This is a genomic window from Affinundibacterium danionis, assembly GCF_042432465.1.
Classification (GTDB): Bacteria; Pseudomonadota; Gammaproteobacteria; order Burkholderiales; family Burkholderiaceae_D; genus Undibacterium; species Undibacterium danionis.
Genome location: NZ_JBHLXJ010000035.1, coordinates 1 through 15,024 on the forward strand (window position 1 = coordinate 1; position 15,024 = coordinate 15,024).

At 44.1% G+C, this 15,024-nt stretch carries 14 protein-coding genes and 1 riboswitch; of the genes, 12 read left to right on the top strand and 2 right to left on the bottom strand.

The genetic code is table 11. The features are described from left to right. Window positions 1-371 precede the first annotated feature (371 nt). The 7 genes from ACFFJH_RS18950 (at window position 372) to ACFFJH_RS18980 (ending at window position 8,089) form a co-directional block, all read left to right on the top strand. On the top strand, window positions 372-956 hold the full coding sequence (locus tag ACFFJH_RS18950) for a GspH/FimT family pseudopilin (RefSeq protein ID WP_390214622.1): 585 nt from the start codon (window positions 372-374) through the stop codon (window positions 954-956). A 137-nt stretch (window positions 957-1,093) separates the two neighbouring features. Beyond that, window positions 1,094-1,660, top strand: coding sequence for a GspH/FimT family protein (locus ACFFJH_RS18955; protein WP_390214623.1), 567 nt, complete (start codon window positions 1,094-1,096; stop codon window positions 1,658-1,660). A gap of 12 nt (window positions 1,661-1,672) precedes the next feature. Continuing rightward, window positions 1,673-2,242, top strand: a complete 570-nt coding sequence (gene pilV, locus ACFFJH_RS18960) for a type IV pilus modification protein PilV (RefSeq protein ID WP_390214624.1) — start codon at window positions 1,673-1,675, stop codon at window positions 2,240-2,242. Window positions 2,243-2,250: 8 nt separating this feature from the next. Further along, on the top strand, window positions 2,251-3,216 hold the full coding sequence (locus tag ACFFJH_RS18965; protein ID WP_390214625.1) for a PilW family protein: 966 nt from the start codon (window positions 2,251-2,253) through the stop codon (window positions 3,214-3,216). After that, entirely contained in the window at window positions 3,216-3,779 is a 564-nt protein-coding gene (locus tag ACFFJH_RS18970; protein WP_390214626.1) for a pilus assembly PilX family protein, read from the top strand. The genes ACFFJH_RS18965 and ACFFJH_RS18970 overlap by 1 nt, the downstream gene beginning before the upstream one ends. A 59-nt stretch (window positions 3,780-3,838) precedes the next feature. Continuing rightward, a complete protein-coding gene (locus ACFFJH_RS18975; protein WP_390214628.1) occupies window positions 3,839-7,534 on the top strand; it encodes a pilus assembly protein in 3,696 nt (1,231 codons plus the stop codon). 90 nt (window positions 7,535-7,624) lie between these two features. After that, window positions 7,625-8,089, top strand: a complete 465-nt coding sequence (locus tag ACFFJH_RS18980) for a type IV pilin protein (protein ID WP_390214629.1) — start codon at window positions 7,625-7,627, stop codon at window positions 8,087-8,089. Window positions 8,090-8,188: 99 nt separating this feature from the next. On the opposite strand, the gene nrdR is transcribed toward ACFFJH_RS18980, so the two are convergent. After that, window positions 8,189-8,641 carry a transcriptional regulator NrdR gene (gene nrdR, locus ACFFJH_RS18985; RefSeq protein WP_390214631.1) on the bottom strand — a complete coding sequence of 151 codons (453 nt, stop codon included), beginning with the start codon at window positions 8,639-8,641 and terminating at the stop codon, window positions 8,189-8,191. A 118-nt stretch (window positions 8,642-8,759) separates the two neighbouring features. After that, entirely contained in the window at window positions 8,760-10,010 is a 1,251-nt protein-coding gene (gene glyA, locus ACFFJH_RS18990) for a serine hydroxymethyltransferase (RefSeq protein WP_390214632.1), read from the bottom strand. A gap of 100 nt (window positions 10,011-10,110) precedes the next feature. Beyond that, window positions 10,111-10,245, bottom strand: a riboswitch (ZMP/ZTP riboswitch). A gap of 259 nt (window positions 10,246-10,504) precedes the next feature. Here glyA and ACFFJH_RS18995 point away from each other — a divergent pair. From ACFFJH_RS18995 to ACFFJH_RS19015, 5 genes are all read left to right on the top strand, one after another. After that, window positions 10,505-11,251: an SDR family oxidoreductase gene (locus ACFFJH_RS18995; protein WP_390214633.1), complete on the top strand. Its 747-nt coding sequence runs from the start codon at window positions 10,505-10,507 to the stop codon at window positions 11,249-11,251. A gap of 125 nt (window positions 11,252-11,376) precedes the next feature. Next, a complete protein-coding gene (gene ybgC, locus ACFFJH_RS19000) occupies window positions 11,377-11,817 on the top strand; it encodes a tol-pal system-associated acyl-CoA thioesterase (RefSeq protein ID WP_390214634.1) in 441 nt (146 codons plus the stop codon). 86 nt (window positions 11,818-11,903) lie between these two features. Continuing rightward, window positions 11,904-12,599: a protein TolQ gene (tolQ, locus tag ACFFJH_RS19005; RefSeq protein ID WP_390214635.1), complete on the top strand. Its 696-nt coding sequence runs from the start codon at window positions 11,904-11,906 to the stop codon at window positions 12,597-12,599. Window positions 12,600-12,612: 13 nt separating this feature from the next. Beyond that, window positions 12,613-13,056: an ExbD/TolR family protein gene (locus ACFFJH_RS19010; protein ID WP_390214637.1), complete on the top strand. Its 444-nt coding sequence runs from the start codon at window positions 12,613-12,615 to the stop codon at window positions 13,054-13,056. A gap of 161 nt (window positions 13,057-13,217) precedes the next feature. Next, window positions 13,218-15,023 (top strand): autotransporter assembly complex protein TamA, encoded by a 1,806-nt coding sequence (locus ACFFJH_RS19015; protein ID WP_390214638.1) that lies wholly within the window; start codon window positions 13,218-13,220, stop codon window positions 15,021-15,023. Window position 15,024 lies beyond the last annotated feature (1 nt).

Sequence of the window (15,024 nt, forward strand, 5' to 3'; positions counted from 1 at the left end):
CGAACAGGACCGTGAAACGACTTTGCGCCGATGATAGTGCTGCAACCAGTGTGAAAGTAGGTCATCGTCAGGCTTTTATTCCGCATCGCCCCAAGTTCCTCTGAACTTGGGGCTTTTGCTTTTTATAACACCGAAAATTAACTTCTCCATTCAAGCATAACTGCTTGGTCTAGTTTGACTTCCCCCAGCGGCCGTATTGCATCTTTTCTTATTTATCATTCTTTTGAATGATTTATTGGCACGACTTTTTCTGATTAATTCTATTGTATATTGGTTAAAAAATAACAACAAATATTATTAAAATATGCTTTAAAAGTACTTTTATATTTATACTAAATTTATATTTATTTGTATATTTTACGAGGCCTTCTATGCGACGGATCTTTAGATTCACTAATTGTGGGGTTAGTTTAGTTGAATTGATGATAGTTATGGTACTAGTGGCCGGGTTAGCGGCTACTGCGGTATCAGCTTTTGGCGATTTGATTGCTAAATCTAGAATTTCTGCTGCTACGACAACTTTACAGGCGGCTCTTTTACTAGCCAGAGCAGAGGCAATTAAACGTGATAAAAATGTTGTTATCTGTCGTAGTACTAATCCAAATACTGTGACGCCCTCCTGCACATCCAATGGAGGTGTTGAAGGAAGTGATGCAGGTTGGGGAGATGGTTGGATAATTTTTGTAGATCAGGATTCCGACAAAAAATTCTCCAGTCGAGACGCTTTGGTGCAAGTACAGTCTGCGATCTTTAGTCGACCCGCAGATGGTGCAATTATTCCAACACCAAATCGCAGTTACTTGTCATTCACTCCTACTGGTCAGACTTTTGGTAGTTACATGCGATTTACAATTCGGCGACCGGAAAGCAATTTAAATTCCTCGCATGATAGATATTTGTGCCTCGCTTCAGGTGGGCGTGCAAGAGTTGATGATCGTCTGTGTGTAAACAAATAGACCTATCAATTTCAGTGCTGCAAATCTATATTTCGTCGCACTCCGATTATCCAATAATGAATTCCACTCATCCGAAAGTAATTGCGCTTACCTTATCTGTTAAAGTAAGGTGTAACTTAACAGAAATGGAGAGCTAGATGAAATATCATATGCCTCGCACGAGACTATATTCTGGTGTGACTTTAATTGAATTATTGGTGGTGCTGGCGCTCGTTGGCTTGCTCTCTAGTATTGCAATTCCATCCTACAGGCACATGATGGTGTCTAGTCGCAGTTCAAATTTGGCGAGTTCTCTTCACTCGACTATATTATTGGCAAGGTCTGAAGCGCTCAAGCGTGGTGCTCGTATTGTTCTTTGTAAAAGTTCTAATGCAGATAGCCCTGCTGCGACATGTGATTTGGCTCCGGCACCTTTAGGTTGGGCACAAGGGTGGATTCTATTTGTTGACGATAATAATAATAGTAACAAAGAGCCTGCTGAAGTTTTAATTCGTGTTCAAGGTCAGATATTGAAAGATACTACTGAGGGATCGATTTTGCCGAGCAACGGGGCAAATTTTGTCGCTTTTAATACAACTGGTCAGGTAGCTGTTCCTGTCAATTTTGTTGTTGCAGGTCCTTCCGATTATTCGGCTTTGGATCGGGCGGTTTGTATTGGAATTGGTGGTCGTGCGCGTATCGGAAAAGCGCCAACATGTAGCTAGTCTGGAGGAGAAATGTTGAAAACTCAACGAAAGCAAAATGGTACCAGTTTAATCGAAATTATGGTGTCAATTGTTGTTATCGCCATCGGTTTGTTAGGCTTAGCAAGCATGCAGATGAATGCGTTAAAGTTTCAAAAAACCGCAAGCCAACGTTCTGAGGCGGTGCAAGCAGCCTATGACCTCGGTGACAGGATGCGTGCGAATTTTGTCTACACCTTACCTGAGTTATTCGCTGGAGAGCGAGCAGCTAATGAGGCTAAATACACATCTGTTGGTAATTACGTGACCAAGCAAGCTGCCACTTATAGCCCTGCAAGTAACTGCACTTTGGCTCCGCCAGCAGTCGCGTGTGATACCAATCAAATTGCAGCCTATGATTTGGCTGAATGGCAGCGCGGATTGCAACGACGCTTGGCTGGTGGCGCTGGTTACGCTGTGCCAGTTGCAGGTGCAGCCGTGTCTACATTTGATATAACGGTAATGTGGCAAGAGCCAACACTCAATGCGGTTGATGCCACTTGCCCTGCTGCAGTTGCAGCCCCAGTGGGTATTAGATGCTTTACCGTGAGACTTACCGTATGAGGCAGATTATGTATGTTCAATTAGGAACTCTAAAGAGAAGCGATGGACGTTCTTTGGTAGAGGTAATGATTTCTTTGACGATAGGTCTAATGATTGTATTGGCATTAACCTCTTTGTTTGCTGTGAATCGTCAAACTTACCGGGCCACTGATGACAAGAGTCGTTTGGACGATGAAGGAAGACTTGCTTTAAATTTGATCGCCCATCATGTACGTATGGCGGGCTATGGAAATCTTTTGTTAACCATTGAGTCTGGTGTACGAGAGAAATCGGCAGATAATTTAACCTCTGTTAATGAAACGTATCCAACTCTTTATACGGATTTTTCGAATTCTGAAGGTAAGAGTGTTAATGCGATTCAAGGTTGCGCAGGTGGTTTTCTAGATCCTTCCAGTACTGTGTCTCCAATACCGTGTGCAGCTGGTGTGGGAGCTGATGCTTTTCGTGTTAGTTATGTGGTTGATAGAGATAGTGCAAACACCACCGCTGGTTTTGTTCCGACAGATTGTTTGGGTGCAGCCTTGGTGATTAGGAGCACTCCAGCTGAAGGTAAAAAGCCCGCTGGCGGTGATAAATACGTGGTGGATAATCGATTTTTCGTTCGGATGAATAATGGCGTACCTGAGTTGTACTGTCAGGGCAACGGCAATACTCCAGAAGGAGCTCCTAATTTAGTAAATCCACCTCAGCCAGTCGCCGAGAATGTTGAGCAGATGCGAGTGGTTTATGGTATCGCGAACAATGATGGGCAAACGATAGATCGTTACATTCCTGCGAATTCTGTGACAGATTGGAATTCGGTTGTGTCGTTAAAGATATGTTTGGTAATGAGATCTACCAATGATAAAGTTGCCATGGAGAAGCAGACATATAGAGATTGCAATGACACATTGGTAACCGCTGTTGACAATCGTTTACGTGGCGTCTTTTCAACTACGATTAGCATTCGCAGTCGTTCAACGGGAGCAACCTGATGCGTAATTATTCCATCCCTAGATCACGTCATGAAAAAGGCTTTGTTTTAGCGATCAGTATGATTTTTTTGATAGTGATGACTTTGCTAGCAGTTTCAGCGATTAAGCGATCGACACTCGATGAAAAGATCACAGCTAATTTGCGTACTCAAAATTTGTCGTTTCAGGCCGCGGAAAAGGCTTTGCGTTTTTGTGAGCGTTTTCTGGATCTTGCAGCAGGTTCTGTGACGATGTGCACTGCTAAAGATCAATCTAAATTTATTCCAGATCCGAATCCTGGGGCAGGACCTCCAACACAGTGGCGAGATGATAATAACTGGAAAGCAGGTGGCATTTCACAGCAGCTTCCCGATACAGGGCCCAATGCTATTTCAGGACTTGATGCCACAAGCCAGCCACGTTGCCTGATAGAAGAGTGGCGCCTAAATCCAGCGAATGGGAATAGACAGCCGGCGTGGGTTATAACCGCACGTGCAGGCCCCAAAATTGATGCGACACCAAGTGAGAAAAGTGAAAATGCAGTAGTTTGGTTGCAAGAAACAATTCGCTGTGGAAATTTTTAATATTTTAGTCACTTGTAACTCTGTACAAGTTTAGTGAACGTTTTTTTACGAGGTTTACCATGATGCGCATGTCAAATCGTTTATTGCGTCCTTTAGCACTGCTACTTGCATCCGCTCAAGTATTGTTGCCTTTGAGTGCTAACGCAGGTATTTCTCAGTTACCCCCGTTGGTTAAACCAAATGTGCCGCCAAATGTTTTTTATACCTTGGATGATTCCGGTTCAATGATGTTTGAGGTTATGCCTGAAAGTCTGACGCCATTTGGAGACGGTAGGGATTTAGCAAATGGCGGAGTGGCGGGTAAAACTTGGACTACTACTAGCATTGCTAGCTATTGCTCTGGTTCTAATTGTTCTGTCCGTTACACTTTTCCGCCTCCCGGTGCGGAAAATACTGTGGATAGTAATAAAGTATATTCGCCAACGAAAGGTTATTCCGGCAGGGGTAATGCCACGGTAATGGGGTTTAATGACAATATTACGGTTGCTCGTTGGCGCACTGCTGTGACCAATAAAATGTATTACGATCCCGCAGTACGTTATGACCCGTGGGTAGATCCTTCTAAGATTGACTCAAATAATCCTTATGGATTGCCTATGGCACCTGCTGATAAGACAGCAGCAAAATTTAATCCAGTTGCGCCCGCCGGCGGTTCAAATACTGATGTCTTGAATCTGACGGTGAATGCAACCCGGACTGCCCACTGGTTGAGCGATGACTCTACTACAGCACCATCAACCGCAGCTGCAGCGACATTCTATCCTGCCACCTATTATATATATGCTCCTCGCCCAACTAAGCACGCGAGCTATCCTTTATGTACCGGGGCGAATATTTCGACTAGCAATTTGAATTGTTTTACGCGGATCGAGATTAAGACAACACCCTCTACTTATGCTAAAGCTGCTACCCGCACAGATTGTATTGCCGCTGCGACAACCTGCTCTTACGACGAGGAAATGCAAAATTTCGCTAATTGGTTCCAGTACTACCGTTCTAGGATTTTAATGGCGCGTGGTGGCAGTGCAACTGCATTTGCGAGTCAGGCAAGTAATTTGCGCGTCGGTTTTGGCACAATTAATACGACAAAGACTTTAATTAGTCGTATCTCCGATGACTTTTCCGATGCTAATAAAAAGAGTTTCATCAATACCTTATACACTAAACCAATTGATGCCAACGGCACTCCACTGATTAAATCCTTAGATGAAGTCGGTCAGTACTTTATGGGTAATGTGAGTGGTTATACAGGGATCAATTCCCCATGGCAGACGAAATTTGGAGTTGGCAGTACATCTGAACAAGCGTCATGTCGCCAAAATTTTAATATCTTGATGACGGATGGATATTGGAGCGCCGGTGATAAAGGTGCGTTTAAACCTGGCGATTGGGATGGAAAGGTTGGCGATACGATTACCAGCCCTACCGGAACAACTTATAAATATAACATTGAAAAGCCTTACGCGGACGCTGCTAACTCTGACACTTTGGCCGATATTGCTTTTTATTACTGGTCTAGAGATTTACGTACCGATATGCCAAATAATGTACCGACTTCTCGTGATGGCACGGATGTCGCGTTTTGGCAGCATTTGGTACAGTTTACGGTTGGTTTGGGGGTTTATGGTTCTTTAAATCCAGAAACTGATCTCCCTGCACTTAAAGCAGGGACAAAATCTTGGCCAAATCCGACTTTAGCAGATATTAATAAAGTAGATGATCTGTGGCATGCAGCGGTAAATTCTCGTGGTAAGTACTTTAGTGCAAGTGACCCTAATGAATTTGCCGATGCTTTAAAACAAGCTTTGAATGAGATTGCTGCTCGTTCTGGGGATGCTGCTGCAATAGCGACTTCAAACAATACTCTGGGGGCAGGAGTAAAGCTTTATACAGCTACATACCGCACTGGAGATTGGTCTGGTCGCCTCGAACAGAAATCTGTGTTTTATAATACAAGTAATCCCGCTGATCCTGCGAATGGAACGGTTTCACCAACTAATGATTGGGATACTGATTTAAAAAAACCAGTGCCAGCAAACAGAAACATCGTGACTAGCGCTGCTTCGGGTACCGGTGGTTTAGATTTTACATATGCTAATCTGTTTTCTGCGGACAAGGCAAAATTTGATACTTCAGCATCAACTTATGGCAACGGTACTCAAGTTTCTGGAAGCGATATCTTTAATTTTATTCGCGGTGATTCAACTAAAGAAGGTGATTTTTTTAGACGCCGTTCTTATTGGCTAGGGGATTTGGTTAACTCTGATCCTCAATATGTTGCTGAAGGACAAGATCATGGTTATTCGTTTTTACCGGCAGGATCTTACGGTAAAACGGTTTATCAAAGCTATTTGAATCAGAAAAAAGGACGAGCACCTACCGTCTATGTTGGAAGTAATGATGGTATGTTGCATGCATTCGATGCTACGAATACTGCATCTGGTGGAACTGAGCGTTTTGCTTTTGTGCCAAAAGCGGTGATTGGCAATATGCCTGAGTTGGCAAAGCCCAATTATGTGCATCGTTTCTTTGTTGACGGAACGCCAGCTATAGGTGATGCACCTTTGGGATCTAATCCTTCAAGTCCGTGGAAAACTATTTTAGTGGGGACGACTGGCGCTGGCGCTAAGTCTGTCTATGCTTTGGATATTACAGATCCAACTAGTTTTACTAAAGATAATGTGAAATGGGAAATATCAGCAACAGGCGATGATAATTTGGGTTATACGATAGGTATTCCTCAAATTGGTCGTCTTAAAGATGGGCGTTGGGTGACTGTGTTTGGAAATGGCTTTTCGAGCATTAATGGTGTTGCGATGTTGTATGTAGTTGATTTGAATAATGGCAATGTCTTATATCGTATTTCAACAGGCGTTGGCAGTGCTGGCTCACCGAACGGCTTATCAACTCCTAAGCTATTGTTAGATTCTGAGTCCACTATTGCAGCGGTTTATGCTGGTGACATTCAAGGTAACTTGTGGAAATTTGATTTCAAGACAACGAGCGGTACTACAACACCGAGCTTGGCTTTTGGCGCAGGAAATCCTTTATTTGTTGCAACAAATGCTACTGACGGTAGTGGTCGCAGACAACCAATTACCACCCAGCCTCAGCTTTATCAACACCCGACAGATGGTTTTATGGTGGTCTTTGGTAGTGGAAAGATTTTTGAAGATAATGATGCTGCAACGGTCGATCTTGAAACTTTGTATGGTATTTGGGATAGAGCCGCGGCATCTCGTGTGACTAAAACTCAATTAGTGCAACAAAAATTGTCGACTTATTTGAGTAATTTTTATCAAGTGACTAAAAATCCAGTCGATTGGAATACTAAGCGTGGCTGGTATGTTACCTTGGATCAGAAGTCGGGAGAGCGTTTAGTGACTGACCCGAATATCTTTGAAGATCAGGCAATATTTACTACTTTGGTACCTGGCATCAGTACTGATTTGTGCGCAAATGACAGTTTGTCAGCGACTATTCAAATTAGTGCGTTAAACGGCGCAGCGCTTGGCTATCAAACGATTGATACCAATGGCGATGGCGTGATCAATGCTTCTGATGCGATGGTGAGTGGTCGTTTGAGTGCCTCGACTTTAGGAACCACCGTGATCCGTACAGGCAATCGTAATTTGAAGTTGTATCAAGCGGCTTCGAAAGACGGCGCTTTAGTCAATAGCACTGGGACTCCAAGTAAAGGGTCTAAGCTGATTCCAACCACACGCTTATGGCGTCAATTGATTGGTCGTCAGTAATTTTCTGGTGATGCAAGGCTCAAGAATGATTTTCTTTGAGCCTTGTTGACACATAAGCTACAATGTGTTTTTAAAAAAGAAGGATGTGCGATGAAACAGCGACAAAGAAAGCTTAGTGATGGTTTTACCCTGATAGAAGCAATGATTACCGTCGTTATTTTAGGTGTGGTTTCGGCCGTGGCTTACCCAGGTCTTGTTGAGTATATGAATCGAGGTAAGCGCTCTGATGTACGTGTCCTTTTAATGGAAAATGCCCAGTACATGGAACGCTTTTATACGGAAAATAATTCGTATCTAGTTTCTCTGTCGGGTACTCAACCTGTATTGCCAAATTTGGTGTCACCTAAGAATTCGACGGGGACACAAGTCCAATATCAATTGGAGTTTAGCCCAGCTTCACCAAGAACTGCGAGGACATATTCTTTGGATGCGCGTCCTGTCAATAAGATGGCTGGAGATCCTTGTGCAACTTTTACGGTAAATAATTTTGGTCAGCGCACAATTACTGGTACTTTGGGTGCCTCTAAGACACAAGATTTATGCTGGAATAAATAAGGTGGAATAAATAAATTTGTATTTGAGTAAATGTAAAAAAAGGAAAAGTAATATTTTCCTTTTTTACGTTCAACTTTAAATTCTTACAAAATTTAGGTGTTACTTCTTTTTCACTTCCTGAATCGCCTCAACAAATTCAGAAACATCCTCAAAACTCTTATAAACCGAAGCAAAGCGAATGTAGGCAATTTTGTCTAAGCGTTTTAGTTCTCGCATGACTAACTCACCTAAGTGGCCTGACACAATTTCACGTTCTCCACTGGCTAATAATTTTTCTTCAATTCTTTGAATTGCAGTGTCGACTGCTTCGGCCGATACCGGGCGCTTGCGCAAAGCTAGCATGAGGCTAGCACGTAGTTTAGAAGATTCGTATTCTGAGCGGCTGCCATTTTTCTTGACGATGACAGGCATGGCTAATTCTATGCGTTCGTAAGTGGTGAAGCGTTTGTCGCAACTGGCGCAACGTCTGCGGCGGCGTATGCTGTCGCCTTCTTCAGAAATTCGGGTGTCAATAACTTGGGTATCTACGTGGTGGCAGTATGGACACTTCATGAAATATCTCCTGCCAATGTTTGGTTTATCTTGGTATGCATCAGTCTTTTATTTATTTTTATGGGTAAAACTTAACGTAAAAAAAGCCACTCATCTGAGTGGCTTTTTTATACATTAATTAATTGCCATATACAGGGAAGGCAGAGGTCAATTTTTTGACTTCAGCTTTTACACGTTCTATGGTTGCTGCGTCATTTGGGTTATCTAAAACATCCGCGACTAAATGGCCGATCTTAATAGCTTCTGCTTCTTTGAAGCCACGAGTCGTCAATGCTGGGCTACCTAAACGTATGCCGGATGTCACCATTGGTTTTTGTGGGTCATTTGGAATGCCGTTTTTGTTGCATGTGATGTGAGCAGAACCCAAGATTGCTTCAGCTTCTTTACCCGTTAAACCTTTAGGACGTAAATCGACCAACATCACGTGCGATTCAGTGCGACCTGATACGATACGCAGACCGCGTTCTGTCAATGTGTTGGCAAGCGCTGCTGCATTTTTAACGACTTGTTCTTGGTAAGCTTTAAATTCTGGTGTGAGTGCTTCTTTGAATGCAACGGCTTTGCCAGCGATCACGTGCATTAAAGGGCCACCTTGTAGGCCAGGGAAAATCGCTGAATTGATTTTTTTAGCGATGGTTTCATCGTTACTCAAAATAATACCACCACGTGGACCGCGCAAGCTCTTGTGCGTAGTGGAGGTGACAACATCAGCAAAAGGAACAGGGTTAGGATAAACGCCTGCAGCAATCAAGCCAGCGTAATGCGCCATGTCCACCATGAAATAAGCGCCGATTTCTTTAGCGATTTTACTAAAGCGCTCAAAGTCAATGCGCAGTGCAAATGCAGAGGCGCCAGCGATGATCAGTTTTGGTTTGGTTTCGCGTGCTAATTTTTCCATCGCATCGTAGTCGATGTCTTCTTGTGCATTCAAGCCATAAGAGACTACGTTAAACCATTTGCCAGACATGTTTAAAGACATGCCATGCGTGAGGTGGCCACCTTCTGCCAAGCTCATGCCCATAATGGTATCGCCAGGATTGAGTAATGCAAAAAATACGCCTTGATTTGCTTGTGAACCTGAATTCGGTTGTACGTTGGCAAAGTTTGCGCCAAACAGTTGTTTTAAGCGGTCAATTGCCAACTGTTCAACCACATCTACGTGTTCGCAGCCGCCATAGTAGCGCTTGCCTGGATAACCCTCTGCGTATTTATTGGTCAATTGCGAACCTTGCGCTTCCATGACCGCTGGTGAGGTATAGTTTTCAGAGGCGATTAATTCAATGTGTTCTTCTTGACGAAGGTTTTCGGCTTGAATCGCGGCGAGCAATTCTGGATCGATATTGGCGAGAGTATGATTCTTGGAGAACATGGGTTTCCTGTAGAAAAAACGTAAAAAATGAAAAATTAGATTGGGGCTGATCTGTAAAAATGCGCAAACTTGTGGATACAAGCCTCAATCACTTTTACCATCGGGATACCCAGGCGTACGGCCAGAATCGACATCTTTGACTCTGCAAATCTCACGCTTCACGATGGAACTCCATCTTCTGCTGACAATCTTTGGATAAAAAATTGCTGCATTTTCGCCAGTTGCGTGAGACAAAATGGTGCCCGAATTTTACGTGAAGAGGGGTGTTTCGGCAAGTTACCTAAAGGTAAACACTGCTTTCGAATCGAGTGTAAATACACAATGAATCTGCTGGTGTGGAATAGGCTAGTGGTTCTTTGCGTAGATTCAAGTAGTCGAGATAGGTAATGCGTTGAGAGCATCTTTATCTGGGACATAAGATGCTCAAACGCAGCCAGTCTTAGTAAAAAGCTTTAAAATGGCGTTTTTATCAGAAAGTGTTAGAGGCAAGCTAAATGCTGGTATTAATTACAGGCGCAAGTTCAGGTTTCGGTGAAGCGATGGCGCGCAAATTCGTCCAAACTGGCCATAGAGTTATTGCTGCGGCACGCCGCATAGATAAATTGCAGTTATTGCAAGCTGAATTGGGCAGTGCTTTGCTAGGCCTTGAGTTGGATGTAACAGATAAAGCTTCCATTGCGTCGATGTTGACGAGTTTGCCTGCTGAATGGCGTGATATTGATGTATTAATCAATAATGCTGGTTTGGCTTTGGGTGTTGCCCCAGCTCAAAGCGCGAGTTTGGATGATTGGGAAACCATGATTGATACCAATAATAAGGGCTTGGTGCGTATGACGCATACCTTGTTACCTCATTTCATAGCGCGCAAAAATGGTGTGATTTTGAATATTGGTTCGATTGCTGGTTCAACGGCTTATCCAGGTGGCAATGTGTATGGCGCGACTAAGGCATTCGTTGACCAATTTACGCTAAACTTGCGTGCCGATTTGATCGGTACCGGCGTACGCGCTAGCAATATCGCACCTGGACTTTGTGGTGGTACGGAGTTTTCTAATGTCAGACTTAAGGGCGATGATGTAGCAGCTGCGAAAGTTTACCAAGGTACTGAGCCATTAACTGCGCTTGATATCGCGGAAACGGCGTATTGGATTGCTACCTTGCCGCCTCATGTCAATATCAATTACATAGAAATGATGCCTATGTGTCAGGGCTTTGGGCCTTTGGCGATACAGCGCAATTGATGTCTTTTGAGTGTTCAAAGTAGGTCAAGAGTTGGTTGAGTAATCAGCTCTATCCTTAATGCGCAAGCGCCTGAAAGCTTATTCCTTACGTTATTCCTTGATAGCTAGATAATGAAGAAGTAGTGATGATAAATACACTTGATAAGTCTCATACGTTCAGTTGGCCTGTTCGTGTGTATTATGAAGATACCGATGCGGGTGGTATCGTTTTTTACGCGAATTATCTAAAGTTTTTTGAGCGAGCACGAACCGAGTGGTTGCGTGCGCTGGGCGTTCATCAAAAGCAAATGGCGGATGAATTCCGTGCGTTGTTTGTCGTCAAAGCGACTGCAGTCGAGTATCATGCATCCGCACGTTTGGATGATGAACTTTCGGTGACCGCACAGATCGAAAAAACGGGAAGAGCGTCGGTCGTTTTTTTGCAAGAAGTGTGGTGTGGTGAACGTTTATTGGCGAGTGCTAAAGTTACCGCTTGTTGTGTAGATATGGATCAATGGCGACCTATGCCTATTCCCAGTCCCATTTTGAAATTGATGAATCCTCAGCTATTTGCGAATAAAGTTTAGTCTTCATTAAAATCAGTAATTAGTTCTGTCATCGTTGTGAAACTTTGCCAGGCATTTTAGATAGTAGTGTTTTCGTAGAAATTATCATGACAGTTACCCACGATCTTTCATTCTCCGCTTTAATTTTAAATGCCTCACCCTTAGTTCAAATTGTGATGGCAATTTTATTGCTGGTATCACTGACTAGCTGGAACTATATCTTCAGCAAAATGTTTGCTATCAAAAAAGCCCGTGCACAAACCGAGGATTTTGAGCGTAATTTTTGGGCCGGTGGAAATCTGGTTGAGCTATACCAGGCGGCGGTTGCCAATCATCGAGGTAGTCGCGATAAAACGGGTGCGTTGGAGCGTATCTTTGAGGCTGGCATGAACGAATACCACAAGGTGAAAGCTGCCAATAAGGCGAGTCTGGATGCGGGCGCGATGTTAGATGGCGCACGTCGTGCCATGCGTGCTTCTTATCAACGTGAAATGGATCATTTGGAATCTCATTTGTCTTTCCTCGCATCGGTCGGTTCAGTATCGCCTTACATTGGTTTGCTCGGCACCGTTTGGGGCATTATGAATTCTTTCCGTGGCTTGGCCAATGTGCAGCAAGCGACTTTGAGTGCGGTCGCACCTGGCATTGCCGAAGCCTTGATCGCAACCGCGATTGGTTTGTTTGCTGCGATTCCGGCAGTGTTGGCATATAACCGTTATTCCCATGATATCGACCGGTTAGCGATTCGTTTTGAAACTTTTATTGAAGAGTTCTCAAATATTTTGCAGCGACAATCACGCTAAGCGGCAAGTAGAAATGAGTTCTCTTCGTGGCGAACGTAAACGCAAATTTAAAGCCGAAATTAATGTCGTCCCGTATATCGACGTGATGTTGGTGTTGTTGGTGATTTTTATGGTGGCTGCACCTATGACTAATCCTAGCGTGATCAACCTACCAACGGCTGGCCAGTCAACTCAACCGCCAGCCGATTATATAGAAATCGCTTTGAGTCCCAATGCCTCTGCAACGATTAGCATAACGACCAAAGGCAGTAGCAACGGAAATAGTAAGCAAGAGTCAAAAGAGACTGCACAAGATCGCAAACAATTAATGCAGAAACTCAAGGAATATCATCAGGCGAAACCGGAGTTGTCGGTTATGGTGTCGGCGGATAAAGAAATTAAATATGATGAAGTCATTCAAGTTATTTCTGAAGCGAAAAAATTGGGTATTAATCGGGTAGGGTTAGCAACCAAATAATTTTGAACCGAGTATTTTCCAATATGAGTTTTAGGTAATTATGCGCTCTACAAACTTGTGTCCTACATTGTTCAGATATCGACTTAATGCCTATTGTTTGTAAAAATCTGCCGTCACGAATTACCGAGCGAGTGCGATCCGCTCGTTGTCGTGTGAACTGCATGATCAGCTTGTTGGCGTGCACTTGGTTAATTGCAGAGCCGGTCAATGCGCAGCAGGAAGCCCAAACCATCACGCCAACTGCACAGCTCGCGATTGAGCTTCCTGTTGTTGCTGTCAGAACGACCCGCGTGTACTTACAGCTTAAACCAACCGCACTAGCCGACTTACTGGAAGAGCACATGCCCGTGTTCGCATCGAATGCGGAGGCGCAAGTTGTGACGCCTAGTTTTTTGCGTAAGCTGCAGAAGGATGCATCCGCAATTCTCGCAACGGAGGGATATTTTTCTCCGCAAATAGTATTTGAAAAAAATGCGGATGAAACTCGGTTGGAGGTAAAGATCGATGCCGGAAAGCGCACCGTGATTAAAGAGGTGGTGTTTAATTTAACCGGTAGTTTGATGGCCAATGTGCGCGCACAGAAACCCGCTGCGGTGGAACATTACGAGCGTTTGGTAAAAGAGTGGGGATTGCCGCGGGGGGCTGCATTTAGACAGAGCGATTGGAGTCAATCAAAGACGGCAATTTTGGAAAGCCTGCGCAGCTTGACTTATGCAGGCGCGACTTTAGTGGATAGTCGTGCCAACATTGATGCCGAAACTGACACTGCCGTGCTCGAATTGGACATTGATAGTGGTGCTGAATTTTTCTTCGGTGATTTACAAGTGTCAGGTCTGGATCGCTATCCGCTTTGGCTTATCGATCGATTTAATCCCCCCAAAAACGGACAACCATATTCTAGTTCGCAGCTACTTGATTTTCAGCGCGCTTTGCAAAATTCGGCTTATTTTTCTACCGTGGCTTTGAATGTGGAGCCGGAGGAAAGTAAAGCATCGGCCTTGCCCATAGAGCTGACTTTGCATGAGCGTCAAACACGCGATTTGGGCTTTGGAACCGGTTATAGTTCTAGTACCGGATTCAGAACGGAAATGAGTTATCGTGATCGAAATATTGCTAATCGTGTTTGGGATTTGCGAGGGGCGATTCGCTTGGAGCAGAAACGGCAACTATCTTATGCAGATGTTTTTTTGCCGCCCCAAGATCAACATCGACTAGATTCTTTTGGCGTTTTATTTGATCGTCTCAATGTTGAAGGATTACTGCAAACACGCTCAGCGGTGGGGGTGAAAAGAACCACGACTCACGGTAAGCTAGAGCAGTCTTTGGGTCTTAATTATACGCAGGAAAAAGTCGTCGAAAATGATGGTAGTAGCCAAGAGCTGCAACGCAAAAGCCGCGCTTTAGTTGGAAGTGTCGGTTGGATCTGGCGTGATGTAGATGATATTTTTGCGCCGAGACAAGGACAAAGAGCGCAGTTGGAGTTGGCTTTTTCTGATAAAGCATTGATCTCGGATCAGCGCTTTGTGCGTTTGTACACCAAGTATCAATATTGGTTCCCAGTAGGGCAGCGCGATAGTATCTTGTTGCGCACAGAATTCGGCAAAGTATTTAGTAATGGTGATGGTGGCATCCCAGAAAATTATCTATTCCGTACTGGTGGGAGTACCACGGTGCGAGGTTTTGCCTACCAAAGTTTAGGTGTTAAAAGTGGTGAGGCGGTGCTTGGTGGACAAGTGATGGCAGCATCCAGTATCGAATATGTACATTGGCGTAATGAGAGTTTGGGTGTGGCCGCTTTTGTCGATGTGGGAGATGCGGCAAAAGATTGGCGCTCACTAGATAGTAAGCAAAGTATTGGCTTTGGTGCCAGGATCAAAACACCCGCAGGCCCAATTGCATTGGATCTTGCGTATGGTCGCCAAGTAAGAAAAGCGCGTTTGGATATTTCAATTGCGATTGCCTTTTAGT

Coding starts and splice junctions, on each gene's coding strand:
- ACFFJH_RS18955 (WP_390214623.1), top strand. CDS start 1,094: ATGAAATATCATATGCCTCGCACGAGACTATATTCTGGTGTGACTTTA.
- ACFFJH_RS19010 (WP_390214637.1), top strand. CDS start 12,613: ATGAGTTCTCTTCGTGGCGAACGTAAACGCAAATTTAAAGCCGAAATT.
- tolQ (WP_390214635.1), top strand. CDS start 11,904: ATGACAGTTACCCACGATCTTTCATTCTCCGCTTTAATTTTAAATGCC.
- ACFFJH_RS18970 (WP_390214626.1), top strand. CDS start 3,216: ATGCGTAATTATTCCATCCCTAGATCACGTCATGAAAAAGGCTTTGTT.
- ybgC (WP_390214634.1), top strand. CDS start 11,377: ATGATAAATACACTTGATAAGTCTCATACGTTCAGTTGGCCTGTTCGT.
- ACFFJH_RS18995 (WP_390214633.1), top strand. CDS start 10,505: ATGCTGGTATTAATTACAGGCGCAAGTTCAGGTTTCGGTGAAGCGATG.
- glyA (WP_390214632.1), bottom strand. CDS start 10,010: ATGTTCTCCAAGAATCATACTCTCGCCAATATCGATCCAGAATTGCTC.
- ACFFJH_RS18950 (WP_390214622.1), top strand. CDS start 372: ATGCGACGGATCTTTAGATTCACTAATTGTGGGGTTAGTTTAGTTGAA.
- nrdR (WP_390214631.1), bottom strand. CDS start 8,641: ATGAAGTGTCCATACTGCCACCACGTAGATACCCAAGTTATTGACACC.
- ACFFJH_RS18975 (WP_390214628.1), top strand. CDS start 3,839: ATGATGCGCATGTCAAATCGTTTATTGCGTCCTTTAGCACTGCTACTT.
- ACFFJH_RS18965 (WP_390214625.1), top strand. CDS start 2,251: ATGTATGTTCAATTAGGAACTCTAAAGAGAAGCGATGGACGTTCTTTG.
- ACFFJH_RS18980 (WP_390214629.1), top strand. CDS start 7,625: ATGAAACAGCGACAAAGAAAGCTTAGTGATGGTTTTACCCTGATAGAA.
- pilV (WP_390214624.1), top strand. CDS start 1,673: ATGTTGAAAACTCAACGAAAGCAAAATGGTACCAGTTTAATCGAAATT.
- ACFFJH_RS19015 (WP_390214638.1), top strand. CDS start 13,218: ATGATCAGCTTGTTGGCGTGCACTTGGTTAATTGCAGAGCCGGTCAAT.